The sequence below is a fragment of the Lysinibacillus sp. FSL R7-0073 genome (assembly GCF_038009065.1).
GTDB lineage: Bacteria > Bacillota > Bacilli > Bacillales_A > Planococcaceae > Lysinibacillus > Lysinibacillus fusiformis.
The window spans coordinates 1-17,527 of the sequence record NZ_JBBPAS010000002.1; the positions used below are offsets into that span (position 1 = coordinate 1).

General features: G+C 31.7%; 18 protein-coding genes. 5 read left to right on the plus strand and 13 right to left on the minus strand.

Features of this window, described 5'->3' with window-relative positions:
- The 11 genes from MKY88_RS23975 to MKY88_RS24025 all read right to left on the minus strand — a co-directional run.
- The coding region (locus MKY88_RS23975; protein ID WP_340814860.1) for a hypothetical protein at positions 1–768 on the minus strand (768 nt) is incomplete at its 3' end.
- Positions 765–1,217: a hypothetical protein gene (locus MKY88_RS23980; protein ID WP_069483497.1), complete on the minus strand. Its 453-nt coding sequence runs from the start codon at positions 1,215–1,217 to the stop codon at positions 765–767. The genes MKY88_RS23975 and MKY88_RS23980, both read right to left, overlap by 4 nt.
- Positions 1,218–1,282: 65 nt before the next feature.
- Complete coding sequence (locus MKY88_RS23985; RefSeq protein ID WP_193834011.1) at positions 1,283–1,813, minus strand: hypothetical protein; 531 nt, start codon at positions 1,811–1,813, stop codon at positions 1,283–1,285.
- On the minus strand, positions 1,814–2,569 hold the full coding sequence (locus MKY88_RS23990) for a hypothetical protein (protein ID WP_340814861.1): 756 nt from the start codon (positions 2,567–2,569) through the stop codon (positions 1,814–1,816).
- Positions 2,570–2,581: 12 nt separating this feature from the next.
- Positions 2,582–2,971 (minus strand): hypothetical protein, encoded by a 390-nt coding sequence (locus MKY88_RS23995; protein ID WP_193834009.1) that lies wholly within the window; start codon positions 2,969–2,971, stop codon positions 2,582–2,584.
- 644 nt (positions 2,972–3,615) lie between these two features.
- Positions 3,616–5,352, minus strand: coding sequence for a C40 family peptidase (locus MKY88_RS24000; RefSeq protein WP_340814862.1), 1,737 nt, complete (start codon positions 5,350–5,352; stop codon positions 3,616–3,618).
- A gap of 462 nt (positions 5,353–5,814) precedes the next feature.
- A complete protein-coding gene (locus tag MKY88_RS24005) occupies positions 5,815–6,603 on the minus strand; it encodes a hypothetical protein (RefSeq protein WP_193834007.1) in 789 nt (262 codons plus the stop codon).
- A gap of 271 nt (positions 6,604–6,874) precedes the next feature.
- A complete protein-coding gene (locus MKY88_RS24010) occupies positions 6,875–7,303 on the minus strand; it encodes a hypothetical protein (RefSeq protein WP_340814863.1) in 429 nt (142 codons plus the stop codon).
- A 7-nt stretch (positions 7,304–7,310) separates the two neighbouring features.
- A complete protein-coding gene (locus MKY88_RS24015) occupies positions 7,311–7,754 on the minus strand; it encodes a hypothetical protein (RefSeq protein WP_069483504.1) in 444 nt (147 codons plus the stop codon).
- A gap of 15 nt (positions 7,755–7,769) precedes the next feature.
- Positions 7,770–8,117, minus strand: coding sequence for a hypothetical protein (locus tag MKY88_RS24020; RefSeq protein WP_069483505.1), 348 nt, complete (start codon positions 8,115–8,117; stop codon positions 7,770–7,772).
- 244 nt (positions 8,118–8,361) lie between these two features.
- Positions 8,362–8,628, minus strand: coding sequence for a hypothetical protein (locus MKY88_RS24025; RefSeq protein WP_328204371.1), 267 nt, complete (start codon positions 8,626–8,628; stop codon positions 8,362–8,364).
- A 2,067-nt stretch (positions 8,629–10,695) separates the two neighbouring features.
- Here MKY88_RS24025 and MKY88_RS24030 point away from each other — a divergent pair.
- Positions 10,696–10,908, plus strand: a complete 213-nt coding sequence (locus MKY88_RS24030; RefSeq protein ID WP_328204370.1) for a hypothetical protein — start codon at positions 10,696–10,698, stop codon at positions 10,906–10,908.
- Between the two features lie 215 nt (positions 10,909–11,123).
- Here the strand turns inward: MKY88_RS24030 and MKY88_RS24035 are convergent, their stop codons facing one another.
- Positions 11,124–11,690: a hypothetical protein gene (locus tag MKY88_RS24035; protein WP_328204369.1), complete on the minus strand. Its 567-nt coding sequence runs from the start codon at positions 11,688–11,690 to the stop codon at positions 11,124–11,126.
- A 99-nt stretch (positions 11,691–11,789) separates the two neighbouring features.
- On the opposite strand from MKY88_RS24035, the gene MKY88_RS24040 reads away from it, so the two are divergent.
- The 3 genes from MKY88_RS24040 (at position 11,790) to MKY88_RS24050 (ending at position 12,573) form a co-directional block, all read left to right on the plus strand.
- Entirely contained in the window at positions 11,790–12,182 is a 393-nt protein-coding gene (locus MKY88_RS24040) for a hypothetical protein (RefSeq protein ID WP_328204367.1), read from the plus strand.
- Positions 12,183–12,292: 110 nt separating this feature from the next.
- Complete coding sequence (locus MKY88_RS24045; RefSeq protein ID WP_328204366.1) at positions 12,293–12,445, plus strand: DUF5839 family protein; 153 nt, start codon at positions 12,293–12,295, stop codon at positions 12,443–12,445.
- On the plus strand, positions 12,436–12,573 hold the full coding sequence (locus tag MKY88_RS24050; RefSeq protein ID WP_328204364.1) for a DUF5839 family protein: 138 nt from the start codon (positions 12,436–12,438) through the stop codon (positions 12,571–12,573). Before MKY88_RS24045 ends, MKY88_RS24050 begins: the two co-directional genes overlap by 10 nt.
- Positions 12,574–13,336: 763 nt before the next feature.
- Here the strand turns inward: MKY88_RS24050 and MKY88_RS24055 are convergent.
- Positions 13,337–13,531 (minus strand): helix-turn-helix transcriptional regulator, encoded by a 195-nt coding sequence (locus MKY88_RS24055; RefSeq protein ID WP_328204363.1) that lies wholly within the window; start codon positions 13,529–13,531, stop codon positions 13,337–13,339.
- 2,540 nt (positions 13,532–16,071) lie between these two features.
- Between MKY88_RS24055 and MKY88_RS24060 the strand changes: the two genes are divergently transcribed.
- On the plus strand, positions 16,072–16,593 hold the full coding sequence (locus tag MKY88_RS24060) for a hypothetical protein (RefSeq protein WP_328204362.1): 522 nt from the start codon (positions 16,072–16,074) through the stop codon (positions 16,591–16,593).
- The last annotated feature ends 934 nt before the right edge of the window (positions 16,594–17,527 follow it).

Below are 17,527 nucleotides of genomic sequence, written 5' to 3' on the forward strand. Positions count from 1 at the left end.
AAATATCGGATTAAATTTTTCGAAATTTATTAAGTTTTCTATTGTTGTCTTAGTCTGGAAGTTATTTTTAAAATAGACAATAGGGAACTCTCCAACATCAAAATCATCCATGTCGAATACTACATCTAACTCTTTAATAGATGGATATTCTCCTAAATCTGTTGTTGTGAGAATGCTTGCTAAAACAACATTGCTGTATGGATAATCTTTTAAATTGTTGGCTACATAGATTAAGTTATTACCTTTAGAGCCAGTATTCACTACGCCTGTAATAGGGCCGCATTGATTTTTCATTTCATCTAAATAAACATCAATATCCTCGTATAAGCTTGCATGCTTATCCGTTAGAATAAGAGTCGAATCATTAAAAACAGATGCTCTCTCTAAGTAATCTTGTGCATAATAAACACGCTTATTTCCTCTGTTTAAGTCATAGAAATAATCAGAGATATAGAGATTTACAGGAGTAATGTAAGCAAAATCATACTGCTTTAATATATCTATCAAATCAATATAATCTACTTTTTCTTTCAAATTCAGTAGAAAGACAAACTCTGCCTGAAACTCTTTTGCGGCGTCAAAGGCATCAATCAATTTGCCTCCCTTGTAGTCGCTTCGTGCTTTTTTCGTAGAGTCGTAATACTTAATCGTATTTAAAGCATAATCGCTATCGGCATCACCAATGATGAGAACGGATTTATTCTTATCTGCTATCTTGATAATAGTCTGCGCTTCCGTTTCCAAATAAATATCTAACATGGTTATCACCTCTTTACGACTTCATCAAAATTCTTTAGGAAAATTTGGACATCTGTTCTCTTGTTAATGCATATACACTTTTGATAAACGCATTCTCTCTGTGTCCCTTTCTTCCGCTCAATCCCTTGAACAATGCTAATTTTACCTTTGTCTACAATTAAGTCTCCTTCATTTAAACAATTATTAGATTTGAAGTAATAAATATTACCTAACCCTATATCATTATTTTCTTGGCTTATGAGAGAAGTATGTCCCTCATGTGAAGCCCCCTTGATCTTCATGATCTTTATTTTTTGTCCAGTACCAAGGCATAGTTTATGTCTTGGATCTCCTTGCTTAGTTGTGAAATCTTTACATGTACAGTCGATTTTGGTATCGACTCTGACTACATACATGTCATACTCAAACAACTCGATTATTTTCTTAATCTCTTTGTCTATCCACTGAAGTTTTTTCAATTGAATGCCCCCTCAAGAATCCAGATAAAACAATAGAGTAGTTACCTGATCAAACAGCTTTATGTTCATGTAGTAATTCCACTCAAGACTTTGCTTTCCCACTTGTCCGATTCACCTTTTAAGTAGTCAAGCAAATCTTTCAATGAATCAATACAATCGCTCATCTTGAATTCTAATTCTCCCATTTTACCGCTTCGACCAGCTTCAGATGCTTTTTCGATAAATAGCTTCAATATAGCATCATGAGTTGCTCTGAATTTTACAAATTGGTGTACATTAAATGGAACGTTTGCTTCATCAAAATTTTTCCCGCTAATATATTCTGTATATCGAGAAGCTTCTTTGATGTAATAAAGAATGCGCTCATCTTCGAGATCAATACTATCGATTAAAGAATTTACTGACTCTAAGGAACAATAGGATGGAGACATTTTTGTATAGACTTCAGTACAGACTTCTTCTAATCGTTTTTCTTTTAGCCTTGCCTTTACATCTGTGAAAGTAATGTCATAGATACTATTATCTTTGACTGGCTCTGAAGGGATGATTTCGATTGTATTGCCGTAAATTTTTACAGAGAATTCAACCTTACTCAATTAAATCAACCTCCTCTTCACAACAATTGAAGGCATTATATCTGTGTCGATTTCTTCATCAAACTGGAATACAAATGAGGGAGGAGTTTCTCCATTTACAGGAGCTGATATTATTCTTAACTGCTCTTCATAAGACGATGTTTTATCTTCCGCTTGCCTTACTAGAAATGAAATGACTTTACTCCATCGACCATACTTTCCATTCTTTTGCGCTCGAACCCTTAAGTAGTACTGGCCTTCATCAATATCTGTTATTCGGATCTCCTGCTTCTCAACTACTTCAGTTTCTCGAACAACATTGTAAAATGTATTCTCCTTTGCTATCTGTAGTAAATATGAAGAAACTAGATTTTCCTTTTTTCCATCAACACTTACCTCTTCCCACAGAAAATGCAGCTCATTTAGAACCTCATGGTTTGAAGGAGATAGCACATTTACTGTCGAGAGTACTTCGCTTTTAAAAACAATTTCTTTTAAAAGAGATTCTGATAGTACATCTTCTACTATTGAACGAATCCCCGATTGAATTCTTAAAAGATACTGCTTTCCTGCTTCTGGCCATTCTTGCAAATACATTGTGATTACTTTTTTACTAACTTTAATGTCCGCCAAGATAATCCTAGAAGTCTCTTTATCACAAAGGACAAGTGAGTCTAATGAAGCGCTGTCTGGATCTATGTCAAGTGTGAATTCTACTTTAATAGTACGCTCAACGAAGTTCGTGAAAATACCAACTATTCCAAACTCTCTGTACATTAAGACACCTACTTATTGTTTAATTGTTTTACGTTTTCGTCTAGTAATTTTAGTTTCATTTGCTGCGTCTATCTTCTTTGGTTCTACAGTCCTTCCTTCTTCTACATTTGCATTAGCAAGAGCTTCGTCAATCGTAACTACTTTTTCTTCCACTACAGTTTTCGCTGCCTTAGTTACTTCCTGCACATGGATATTTTTAACGACCTTATTTTGCTCCAATTCTAAAGAACCAGTAACTAGACGCAAAATGCCTGAGCGAATAGCACGTTTAAGATTGGCAGTATTCATACCTGCTAATACGGAAGCTTCTGGTTTAGAAATAGTTAAATGAATACGTGTTAGCTCATCAAAATAACCTACGCGGCCTTTTGATAAACCGACTTTTCCAATTACTTGTGTCATACTACATTAACCTCCGCTTTCTTGAATATTTTAAATGGGAAGTTTCATTTTCAAATAAAATTTACAGCCCCTCAATATTACTTTGTAATAGGTGTAACAGACGCGCTATAGTTTCTTTTGAGTTAACCCCTCTGTGAATGCTTAAGACGTTTTTCTTGAGAGTCCCAATGTTGGCCCATCAGATAGAACTGATTTAACAAATCATACAGATGTTCCTAGTAAAATTCTTATCTTATATAATCTGTTAATGGTTTTGCTATCTATTATTGTTAGGTCTGATAAGAGTGTAAGGTACTTCCAGCTTTTACCAGACTTTTAATCCTCTCTCAAAAACGTATAAAACGGCAAATTGACTATTTTGGACTCCATCATTGTCAACATTCCATGAGTTCACAGAGATTGGTACATAAGCATGTAAGTATCTCTTCTATTTTTAGTTTTTAAGATCGCTAATATTTCAGAAATAAAAATGCTTCAAGATACCACTATGATAACTTTCCCTCTAACCATTCATTACGCACCTTTGTCCACTTTTTATACAGCCTGATAAACTTTCTATCTCTTTTTGGAGGTGGATCTGCTTTTTTGCTGATCTGAATAATAGTTTTTATATTTTCACCAAGATTTGTATCTAATTATATTCCCTATAATCTGAATGCCCCTAAAAATCTTGGTTCCATGTAATTTGTTTTGTGCCAACCACTAGTGAAATTGAACTTTCTTAATCCATTTGCTCCATTTGTGCACTCAATCACTTCTTTGTCACCTAAGTAAATGAGTGTATGGCTGACATTGTACCTTCTTCCGTTAAGCGTGATGGCATGACCTTGATACGTATCCCCTTTTATAGGTTTAAAGTAAATTAGATCACCAGGCTGCAGTTCATTTATGTTGAATACCCATTGTCTGTTCTTGTTTTTGTTTACCTGGTCAGATGTATTACTACCGACATCTATACCAGTAGCTTCCAATACAACGCCTTTAACAAAAGCAGAACAATCAGAATGAGTCGTGTTACTATTAAAAATTTTATGGGATCGCAATTTCATGCTGTACTTAATTGGATTACCTGAATTAGGTCCACGTTTATTCCATGCTTGGAGGGCCATCTTTACAATTTTCTCAGGAATTCTTCCTGATACCAGCTCTACTTCGGATCCAGAGACTGAACTATTTACTGCAGTTCCATTGCTATTTACAACACCTGACTTATCTCCATAGCTTCCAGAATAAGAAGAGTCTCGGCCTGCGCTATTGAGCTCCTCGAGGAGTAATTTTTGTTTTTCCTCTTCTTTTTTCTGGGTTTCCTCAGTCTGCTTTTTAAGTTCTGCTTCAACTTGCTGTTGCTTTTCTTGCTCTTTTTTGTATCCTTTTTGCGTATCAATTCCATTCTTATTTAGCAAGGCCTTACCTCTTGCTTCAGATAGGAATGTCTTTAATATTTCATCTGTCAAAATGGTGGATCCCGTTAGGTATTTGTAATAGTTATACATGCACTGCTCATACTTCTTGTCGTACTCTAGCCTCATCTTTCTAAGCTCATCATTCTCCTGCGTCTCGATATAATCCTTAGCTTCAAGGTATTCCATGTCATAATATCGTTGTCTTTGCTCATAGGACACTTTATTAGATATTAAATGAACAACTGTCTGATCAATGTTGAAAATCTTATTTAATAATCTTGTTTTTTGTTCTCGATCAATCTGGTACTTCAAAATACGATCAGCTGCAGCTTTTAAATCTTTAGAAACTTCTACTGAAGGCGTATCAAATCGGACATATAAATCTAGATAAGAATTGAAATGACCGGACTTTGCAATATACAAAAGTTCTCTCATATATTGTTGGATCATAAGTTTAAGTTTTTGAACAAAATTCCCATACATATCATTCTTGTCTTTTAAAAAACTTTCACGAATAAATGTAATCAAGGAGCCTACTTTTGTTGTTTTAACCTTGATACCATTGTCGTCTGGGAATAGAAGAATAGTGTCGATATCATTATCTCCTATTTTTACCACTGTATCTCCGTTATAAGAAGGTCCTGGAACGGTATCAGTTTCCATTTCAGATTCTATTTCCATATCTGATGGTCCTCCATCCTTAATTATAGGAGGTGGATTCAACAAATCATTTTGGATTTTATTTAATGCATCACGATATGTCTGTGGTAGATTACCAGGAAGAATATTAATGATTTTTTTGATCTTATCAATTTCCTTAGCAATTCTTATAGCCTCATCTTTTATGTCATCCAGGGAATCCGGATTTTCAGGTTCTATATTATCTTCTCTTTCTCGATCTAGGATATCTTTGAACTCTTTTTCGGACAAATAATCAAAATCGGGCACTATCCTTGGTTTATAAAATAATTCGCTCATTGCCTTCTCCCTCCCCTAAAAAAACTCCTTCAGAAATAATGAAGGAGTACAGTATTATTATCAGACATTTCTTGTTGTTAAACTCCTTCTCGTCACTAAGTACAGAATATACATAAGAGTATGCTTGTCGATCTAATACCACTCTTTATCCCCTCTTCGTTAACTGAACCTGCATTATAAGTTTATGAAAGAGAAATGTAACTTCTATTTTGCACTTTAATAAATGTAAAAGTGCTTTTTCACCTTTATACATTTAATTACTTTGAATTTCTGGTTAATCACATTGCACCCTAAAATACGATAAAGTTCTATATAAATTCCCTACTGAGAAAAAGAGGTCTAATACTTTCTTTAAAATGGCATACTAGGAAACAATAAACTAGCTTCCGATTCAACATAAATGAAGTCCTTACTTCCTTTAATAAGCTATGAAAACTATTTGTGCTTTTGGATCCAGATTTACTAATAATACGGCTGTGCTTGGTTATATAATTCTGCGTTGGTTTGCTGACCTTTTGAATTAGACATCGAGCTAACTAGCCCAGCAGTAAGTAGAGCTCCACCTGCAATTTGAGGTACCTTATTTCCCCATAAATGATCCATCATAGTTGGATTCAACCCAGCATTATTGGAACTCTGCGTGAAAATATTGTCTCTAAATCCATTTTTATTGTTCACAAAGTTATGGTAATTATCTCCTGTGAGTCCAACTTTCTCATACTCTTCTAAAGCTCTTTTCCTTATATCTTGATTTGTAAGACTCGTTGTGTTTTGCCTGAAGAAATCATTTATTCGCTCATTCTCATTAAAAGCATGTTTTGCGCCATTAGACGCACTGTCAAAATTGAATATGCCTGAATTGGTACCATTTTTTGCTGCATTGATTTCTGAGTATATAGCTTGCCTTTCTCTTTCTAACTGCCTTTGGTAGGTGCTGCTCCCAGGATCAGCATTTACTCTTCCTTTAGCTTTTTTCTCAATAAAATAATCATTCATTATTTTTCTTTTATCAAAAGCAGATGCATTTGTGAAAGCTTCATCTTTCATATGTCGGCCATATGCTACGTGAAAATCTTTATCTGAAATATTCAATGCTTGTGAGTAGTGTGGTGTCAGTACTTTTCCTTTTACTTCTTCCATTCCGGTAAAGAATTTAGCTCTTCGTTGCTGATGATGCTGTTGTTTTAGTCTTTCTTCGGTTGTTTGTTTTTTTCTTCCTCTTTTAGAACCTTTTGATTTTCCTTTTGCCATTATTTTTCTCTCCTAATCAATGCAAGCATCATTGCCAATCATCACATTTTCTAATATCAAGATTGGCTATTTGCAAATAAAACTGCTTGTCACATAGTATTTGTATCCCCCGTGTAACTATAAAATTATTAGCAACAAACTGACCTAATTCCGAGCTACTATAATTCATAAAATTTCAACTCATAAAGAGACCCCAGCACTCTCCTTTTCGCTTGCTGTTTGACCGTCTTAGATGCTATAGACCTAGAATTTACAGGAAAAACAATCTTATCTACCTATGCAAGAACATAGCCTCATTACCCATCATAGCTTTCTTAGTATTAAACATATTTTGCTGGATTTGACTTAATCCAGCCTGCCGCATAGTATAGGTTTGTTTTGTATCTACATGCGTAGCAAAAGCAAAGGGACTTTCCGTTCCAAATCTACTATATTCCCTTGCTTTTTGATTTGAATACAAGAATGCTTGTTTCGCTAAGTTTGCACCTTGCCAAGCAAGGTGAGCGGGCTGACCAATTAAATTGGGGAGGAACTCAGCCGTGAGACCTTGTGCTGATGCGCCAACAACTCCTGCTCCATTATCTCTAGCTTCGTTATAAGCAGAAGCTACTCCATAGGTATGGCCAGCAATGGTCACCATTCCACCAACATTTTTTTTTGCAAATTTTCCAGTCGCCTTAAGGGCTGTTAAAAGTGTCATGTATTGATCATCCTTTCCTATTTTGATGCATAGCGAAAACTAAATCTCCAGTTGCTCCAGCATTATCTAAATAACTAGGAGTTGCTCTTGTTACTCCAGTTGATACACCAGCTCTTTCATCCTGGATGTCTTTAGCCATCACACCAAGACCAATAATACTTCCTGCAACAAGACCAGTTTTACTCAAACTGAACCTTCCTGGCTTCGTAACGAGCTCTCCCTTTCTTTTATTAAAATACATTTTTTCAGGTGTGTATTTTATAAATCCACCGTATAAATCAAGAGCGACATTACCGTAGCGTTGAATTGGACCGTGTGGCCCGACAGCAGATTTTGAAATTTTACCAATGGAATTACCTAACATCTTTGTCCCAGACCATAACCCATCTCTGGTTGCAGCAATGATAGGGGAACCACCGTTAATTGCATTCCATGCTCTTCCTAATCCCATTTGTATCACCTCTTTTTATATATTTGGAATACCGCCTTCATTACCTTGACCATTAGCGCCACGACGTGTTGCTACATGATACGCAGTGCCAAGAGAAATGAACGATCCTGCAATAGCTGCCTCATTCCATCCTATTGTTCGCCCGTTAATATCAAATTTTCTATGCGCATTCTCCAATTCTTTCAGGTAACCTTTACTGTTTTTTCCTCTCGCATTTGCAAGTGCTGCTGGAATATGTCCGAATATTGTTTCTGGCACAATCGGCATTCCGTTAGTCTCATCAATAATTTTGTTAATTGCACCATTAGACTTAATGGCTAATCCCCAATCGCCCAATATCGTCTTAATATAGCTATTTGTCATAACAGTTCCCTCCGATGTTTTTCAAAATTTCTCTTACCATATTTAGCTTGTATTGAATCGATCGTGGACTTTTCTTTTTATGCAGTTTAATGTTTTTCAAACAATTGTAACTGGATCGTTAGAATAGTCCCCAATCTAATGAATTTTCTTCTCTTTTTTACTTCACTGCTAATTTCTAATAATCACTTTTCCATTGTATTTTTAAGAAAAGGGGACCAACGACGTTTAGATTTATTTGTCCACCTTAACACTCAAGTCTCTCTAATTCTCTTGCAAAAAATTTATAACAAATCTCATTTGACTCGGATGAAAACTTCTCTTCGACAACAAAAACTTCATGTAGTGCGAAATATTTAGTTTCTATTGACTCAATTTCTTCAATATATATATCCGTTTTGTATACTCCTTCTGTTACAATGAACTGTTTTCCATTCTGATCTGTATCGATCCTATTGGTAACTACAACTTTTCCCTCTGTTGTAACGAACCCATTTACGATAACTGTGCTCACTTCAGACGCCCTCCCTTTAAAAACCCTATTACTATAAAAAATACCTATATTCTTCAATCTGACAAAATACGGGTGGGAATTTAATTCCCTTTGATAACTAATATTTCGGAATATTCAGAAATATTAACGTATAACTATTTGTTCTTTCTAATTTTGAATCATCTGTAAATAAACTATCTGGTTTTAATGACAGTATAAGAGGGGACTACTTATTTTTGTTAAAGTTAAAACAATGAATCTAGATTTTAATTAAAGTTACTTACAATATTAAAGCTTACTTGTTGTTGTATTAAACGTAGTTCAAATATTTACGACTCATTTATACAACTCCAAAATTAACATCTGCTAAATCGTTTAGTATCCTCCAGTAAAATTTATTTGTAATAAAGAAACATAGAACAAATAATTCGGTATTTGTCTGAAAACGTTTGTCTAAGATATAAAGAATGTAGCTTTCAATTGCAATGAAAAAAAAAAGCTGATAAACCAGCGGGCATTAGTAAGTAGCTTTTTTCAAAACTTCATGTGTAAAAACTAGTTCATAAATATAAATTGAGCAGAACCTTCACTTTAAAATATTAGCTATGCAGGGGAGATTGTAATAACGATATGTTTCACAAGAGGAGTAACAACTCTAGAAGTGGTAGAAGCATTAAATATGAACCGATCTCTAATTTATTGTAATGATATTAAGAGGTTACTTATCAATAACGTATTAATGCTCAAATGAGTGGATGTGATAAATAGCATCTTATTGGATTATTGCTAAATTTCACCATACAGCATGTCTAACTAGTATGTTATAAAAATGTACCAGAAAGTTTCCTAGTTTTTTTAAAAATAGAATTCAACCTAAATAATTTAACAAAATTTCAAACGATTATCCTTATAAATTTTTTAGTGATGCCTATAAAATTCATAATGAAAGAGTTATCTGAAATGGCAGCAATAGGGGAGAGCTTTTATAACTCGTTAGAATAAAATTGAAATTTAAAAATCTAAAGAATTACCAATTTTATTAGGAATCAATTTGGTATAAAAAAATTCTTAGTGACAGGAGGATACAAGGTAAGCACCATATTAAGTAATTGTTTATTCTATGAACAACATAGCTATTACAATTGAAATAGCATCCAGATTTATTTAGATAAGTTAATAAATCTAATCGATCAATATAGAATTGAAATATATAAGGGATATTCTTTCTTAGAGAGAAGTTAAGTGATATTGAAAAATGAATAGTTATAAGACTTCTAACAGCCTTATACTTTTTGAAGTATTAGATCATACTGAAGTATTATTTTTATTTTGAAATCATTGCAAATCTTAAGCACTCGATTGCCTGAAAATTACTGACTAAGAAAGAGGTGATCAAAGAAGTTTATAATGTTGATTATTGCTCATATTTATGAAATTGTTTGATTATAATATTGCTATTTATATCTACAAAAAAGAGGAGCATAGCTATTAATATGAAACATTATTGTTCAAGAAAAGGAATCACTTGATTGTTTCGTTTTGTTTAAAAGATTAGAGTTACGTATTTCAAAAAGGCGAAAAATTACTTTTTTTGAAAGAGAATTAGAAAATCTTATTATTTTCTAATTTATATAAGTCTAAACTTATTAATTTCGATTATTTCAGAACCACATGCAATTTTCATGAAGTTTCAAGGATCAAAATGCTTCAGGGTATTAATTGAAGAGGGGTAATGAATTTTTTTAATGGGAGTAGGGGGCTTTCACAGGTACCGTTGTTGCAAATATTAATTATGCAAATCAGTCTTCCTGCTTAAATTTTAAATATGGATAGAGGTAAAAAAATGTATTAAGAAAAAATATTTCATTAATTAATACTTAAGTCGAGTACCCAAAATTAAAGTATAAATACAAGGTTTACTCAGGTCAAAGAAATTCTCAATAAAAAACTTTAAAAATTAAGGACTAGAAATAAAATGAGTAATTCAAATTAGAAATATCGGCTTTTTGGTAGGATTCAAAAAATACACATTTTCATCTAAATGATCTTTTTAGTATCGGAATAAAATATAAAAAAATAAGTTCTATATTGGTGTATAATGCCATTATTCGCAACAAAATCAACGATTTAACGGTTTCGAATGCATCTACAGGGTCAGAAAAAGAGAAAACTAGAAAAGTAGAAGTAGTTCCAGCGTGGTTTGCGACGCGTCATGAGCCAGAAGAAGAAGTAACCGAAGAAAAGAAAGCCTATTTTGCACAAGAACGTGAGAGAATCTTGGCCAAGTTACGTGATCTTTAATCAAATGAGGAATGATGAAAAATCATACCTCTAGTTTGCTATGCTTATTTTTAAATCTTTATGCAAAGCACTTAATTATAAGTATAGCAAGCATAAAAAGCGTTCCTTCACTTTCTAAAAATAAATATCAAGCAGCTATATTTGTTATCATTTGTTCGATATTAAAAACAAAAAAGGCTAGCTTAAGCTAGCCAAGAGTTACTCCATTATATTTACTAATAAGTAACAGCAACATTAGTCATATATACTGTACCTGAAAAGAAGTTTTCAAATTTAAAACTATAATCGTATCCTCTTGCATAATGACTTAATCCATAATGGAATCCGCCCACCAAACCTTCAGGGACATCTAATCTGAATACTTCTGTTCCATGATCCTTATTATAGATAAAAAATGAAAAAGCTTTTGATCCTGCTGGAGTTATTGTGATATTAGTAGGATTATAAAATCCAAGTCCACCATTGAGCCAGATATTACTTTTGAAGCTGAATGCCTTAGAGTTATAAGTACTTGCAAATGGAATTATTAAATTCAAATCTTTTTTAGCAGTAGAATCATAAGGGATAAATGTGAACATTTGTTGTAATTCTTCGGTTGTATAAGAAATTTGCTCACCATTTGCATCAAATATTTTTATCTTAGAGAAAAATTTATCACTTGTGTCAATAATGTCTGCAGAAGTATCACTTGTGTCAAGAGTATTTGCAGAAGCCTCTTGTGATGTAAAATAAGTCAGTCCAATTAGGGTAATAAAAATTGCTAAAATATGTTTTATTTTCAAAAAATCTTTCTCCTTTTCTATTTATTACCATAATGATATACTAAAAAACAAGGGAAATAAATATATAATTTGTATTTTTTGGAATTAAGGAGGTAAATCGTGAAAAGATATAAAATCTTAGGTGCTATATTTCTTTTTGTAATCTTGATTTTAAGCGCTTGTCTAGATAATAGTAAAAAATATAATTTTTATGGAGAAAGTGACAATTGGAGTGTTAAGTACAAAACTGAAGTTACTAAAGAAAGAGAATTTGGAGAATATATATTTAAATATATTGGAAAAGAACCTGCACCTGAAGTATTTGTATATAAAATAGAGAGTACAGCGTTGAATATTGGTATTGCTGAAGACACTTTTAACCAAAAAGACAATGTACACATAGGTAATGTCGAATGTACTGGCTGTAAAGTTTACACAACTGAAAATGATAAAATCAAAGCAACATTAGAGTGGGACGGGAAAACGGAAACTATTAAATTGGATAGTAAATAATAGTAGAAAAAATATCTTGAAGGGTATATATAAAAGTTTTTACGTCTCTCACGAAGTTTTTTAAATTTTTAAAATGAATTTCGAGACTTTAATCAAAAGAGGAATTATGTATGACTAAAAATGTTAATACACTTTCAGGATTTCATATCAAAAGTAAAAAAGATAGTGACATATTGAAACTATATCCTAAACCCTATACTTGGCATATTCCTAAACATTTACGTGATGTCAATATCTTCAACCAGGTGATATTGTGGCTGTAGGGAAAACATTGGCGCCATTTTTGGTCACAAAAGTTTTTCGAGAAGAGTTTGAAGAGATAGGTAAGCGATACGAAAGAGTTATTCGGCTTTTAGAGAAAGCAACGAGGAAAGAGGATATGAGTGTATAGCTGCAATTTTAGATCAATCAGTACTAATAAGAAATAGCCACATTTGTCATATGAAATATACACGATTTTATGCAAAACGAAAAACAAAACAAACAAGTAAAAATACTGTTATACCAACGTTTACGCTGTTTGTATAAAAAGATGTATAAACAATGTTCATAAGAAAAGCCATAAAACGTTGATTTAACAATGTTCATGGCTTTATGATGTGTTTCCAAACTTACATTTGGGAACATTATTGGCTTTATGAATGTATATGCTATAAATTCTTATTTGAAGGTAAGCTAAGGGAATGAAACGATGAGGGAGCGCTTATTATCTATTATCTTTTTGAAAAAGAAACAAAGTAGATTACGAAATTATGTAGAGATTGTTTTGATATGTTTATTGCTTGGGGTTTTGACATTTATCTTTGATTGGCCAAAACATATATACATTGTGCTAGGTTTTTGTTTCTTGATTAATTTAGTAGCCGTGGAATTTCTGAGAAAAGACACCTGATAAAGGTGTCTATTTTTATTTTGCTTTGTAAAATTAGGATCTTTCTTATCTTGAATCTTAAAGAAAAAAGTGATGAGTAATATAAGGCGGAAGAAAAAAATTAAAAGGGAGTGAAAGAGCATAAGGGAAATCTGCTATCACTTGGGGTGATAGACTAGGCAGAGCCTAGTGTTTACGGTGCCCCCATAAAAAAGTGCATTTCTACATGTTTTCTATACAAACATTTATTCGTTTCTATATGTTTTCTACATAGAGTATCCAGTCATTTTAGTTCTTTCAACGGTCTCCTAATAGTTGCTTCAGAAACACCTAGTAATCGAGCAATTTCTCGATTACTTTTCCCAGCATCTTTTAAATGCAGCAATTTTAATTCATTGATGGTTAACTTAGGGCGACCATTTGGATTTCCACCTTGCCATTTCTCATCATTTTTATTTTTAAAAAATCTTTTCAGCAATACTCTCCCTCCGGCAATTGCGTCTAAAAAAATGGATGCAGAAACAAAAAAAGATCGTTTTGTTTTTGCTACTATTATGGCTGCTATTTGGTCTTTGAAGTTTGTACCAAGAAATGTTATTGGTATTACTTTTGTTGTGATTTTATACTTGTTGTTTCTTTTTTTAACGATTTGGGTAGTCTATAAATCATTTAGAAAAAATAGCTTTAATGCTATTTAGTAATATGTAACGTTATAAAGTTTACCTGATGCTGTATAGGTTTCCTTCTTTTCAACGAGCAATCAATATGTTAAAACCAACCGGTTAGCTTTACTTAATTGTAAGAAGGATAATGAAATAAAAAAATTTATACTAAGATCGCACAAGAATAATAGCTATGAGTATTCTTGAAATGGGAAATTAATTCCCTTTAATGACAGAATTTTCTGTTAATTAAGGGAATTAATTTCCCACTAGAATCATAAATATAAAATCGCGAAACGTCTAAAATACAGACGGTTATAGCGAGTCAGAAAAAATTTATGTAAAAAGCTGATTGAAACGAAATTACAATAAATCTTTATCCAATTTTAAGAGTAATGAAAACAAGATAAATCGTAACTTACGCCGAAATCATTAAATTTATTGAATATCTGACTAGTTAAGAGAAAAACAGATTAACAGCCTCACTTCTTACATATCTATAGCCAATGAAAAATTCTTATACTTGATTTTAAACTATGACTACATTATTTATATAGTATGGTACAAATAATGTACTTATACGCTCCTTTTGCATTATGAAATTTATTTGACCAAAAAGCCATTCTCAGATATATTGCTGCTTTAGTATATACCACTCTAATTACTCTTCTAATACCATTATCTCCAAAATATAAAATTATTAAACAAGAGAATAATGTTTTTTTATACTTATAGGAAGGGGAGGTAAGCTCGTTTTAAAATCATAAATTAATAGGAGGATTTTAATAGCACATAAAATGAAGACTAAATTTTATTAAGATTTTACAAAAAAGGAGATTACTTCTGAAACCAACTCTTGAGGCAGCAAATATGATTAAATAAGGTAGTATCTATTCGTAAAATTATCAACGTTCAATGCATTAAATAGTATTCTTGTTAATTTAAAAATATTGCAGTGGAAGTATAAATTTTCGATTGAATTGTAAAAATTTAATAAGAGAAATTTTAATTCTCTAATGCTTGCAAAATTATTTTTGTTACAACAAGTAAGCTTTAGTCTTATATTTAAAACTTATGATTTTTTAGGCATTGAATATGTTCTAGACACATAAAACAAATGAATCTCTTTGATTTATAAGGTTGAATTTACTATTATAGATAGTTTGAAAATTCCTCAGGTTCTTTAAACGATAAGGTTTTTAGTAAGAATTAATAAGAGTGACATTATGCTCAGCTCCTATGATATGGCAAATGAAAAAATAAAATTACATTCCACCCTGGACGTAAAATGAATGTCTTCTTTATTATTAGTTAGTTTTTAATCTTTTTAAGGAATTCTGGATTCTGTATTAGAAATATAGAATAATGATTGTAATTTAGTTTGAACAATATTTATGAAGTAATGTTTTGGCTATTCTTGTTATAAACTAATTGTTTCAAAAACAGCATTTTAAAAATTGTCTACTCCCAATTTAAGCCCTTCTTCTTAAGAACAAAATTTAGTAAACCAGAATACATATGCAAAATTCTAAACTTATAATTTGTCTGTTAACGTTGATAAACGAGATTTTTTAAAGATTCTATACAGGGTTACTTAAAGTGATATTGGTGTAGATCTTCGCAGTTCTCCCCTACTCTAAAAAACAACACCCTATGCACCACCCACTTATCTATATTAAGTTTACAACTAAATGATGATGCTTTTAACTAAGGTCTTGTTATTGGTGAAATACTTCATTAATGACGGATCAAAAAATACTAGTTCTTAAAAGTATCTATATCCTATAAAACTAGTACTGTTTTTCCAAATAATTTATCCATTTTTTTTTAGCATCCAACCTTAAAAAATGATTGTCATTTATACATACAAATACAACTCTAATTTCTTTGTTTTGTGAGAAGTTATCTATTTACTATTATAGTAACCATTTTGAATGATTTTATACATCTAGAAGTGAAAAATTTTTTGTAAATATTTAAATGGATAAAACAAACACAAATCTCTATACCTTTATATACGAAAAACATATATCTTCTTTTTTACTTAGGTTCATTGATAAAAGAATAACTGTATCTTACTTAAATTGACTTTGTCTTCCGAAAAATAGAAGACAGGGTTTCAAATAATATCTGATCTAGGTTATACTAGGAATTGTATTTTATGCAGGTGGTAATTTATGAAGTTTCAAGGATGTATAGTGCTTTAATATATAAATATTGATTTGTTTATGTGCTACTAATGAGTGCCTATTCTATACTTTTGGAGGTATTTCTTATGTCAACAAAGAAAAATATTTTTTAACAATGCAACTAATAAATACCTAGAAATTATAAAATATATACGGGAGGCACATTTATGAAAAAAGTATTATTAGGTCACGTTGGTGTAGATTCAGGTCAGTTAATTATTATGGATCCCTGTTATATTAATAGTCAGTGGAAAGGCTATAATGACAATATAATCGGAGTTAAGCTATGGGGCGAAGCTCACCATGAAATTTATAATCTTCTTTTATTAAAGTATCCGAAGTTGCATTTTACTTACCAAAATCATATTATTAAAGCTGCAGTAAAGAATGAAAATTTAGCTAATGAAATACTTAGTTATGCATATATGCAATCCCTTTCGCTTGGTAAAAAAATCGTCTTTGATAAAGAAACTGATTCAACTTATGAAAAGATTTGTAATGTTACTAGTGATAACAAAAAACAAGGTGGCCCTATTGCATATAGTAAAGGTCATGAAGGATTTGCAGTTGCATTCCGCAGTGGTGTTGGTGATGGTTTATATCCAGTCTTCGCTACTATGGAAGAAATACCTGGTTGGGGAGAAAGTATAACAAAGGTTGAGGTTCAATTTGTCAATAAAGCTAAATAAGTAAAAGAGAATATAAATCAATCCCCTATCTTATAGGAGTTCCTTATTGGTAATTATAAAAAAGATACTACTATCTCCTTCTGATAGAAACTATAATAACTCCCATATTTGAGTTAATAAATAATCTTTACATACTATCTCTAATTTTTATACCCCTTGTATGTTGAAACAAGGATACTACTCGTCATATTATTGATCATTTTTAAAGGCTTTTTAAATTAAAATATAAAATATTCTTTATAAAGATAGTTAAACAAACTTTTGAATTACAGTAGCAACGATTGCTCTTAATTTCAATAGTCAGGATGTTAATATTTTTACAATGAACTTAATCATAGAACTATGGCCTGGAAATTCTTTTTTAAAAGGTAGTTTTAATTTAAACTTATATAGGGAGATACTAAAATCTTATTAGAAGATAGATAAACCCTTTTGTAACATTTTTTATGGACACTTTCATTAGATACGAAAGCTTCGATTCTACTTCACATATATTAGGAAGTTTTTCATATTAAAAATATATATCCAATAGTGGGAATTAAATTCCCTTTATTATCTAACTATTCAGATAATTGATGTTATGGAACTTACTCAAATTATTTGAGCAAGATTCTACACTTCTTATAGTCTCCATAAAAAGTTATACATGTCGAATTTAGTCGATCTTTAGATTTTACTTTGTTTAATTTTAGTATACATTTAAATATCAAATTAGTTCATTGGTTCATAATTAAATCCGTTTTTACCTGCGAAAACACTACGTCTAGGCTGGATTGACGTCTCTTATCTTTTACTCTAGCATTAAGACAAGGTGTAGAACACCGTCATGTCTTATTAATGTTACTATGATAGCGGTACATAGAATATTCAATTTTCCGTTCGCTTTATTGGCTTTAGAGGGGGGAGGAATTCATCTGAATATCTGTTTAACTAA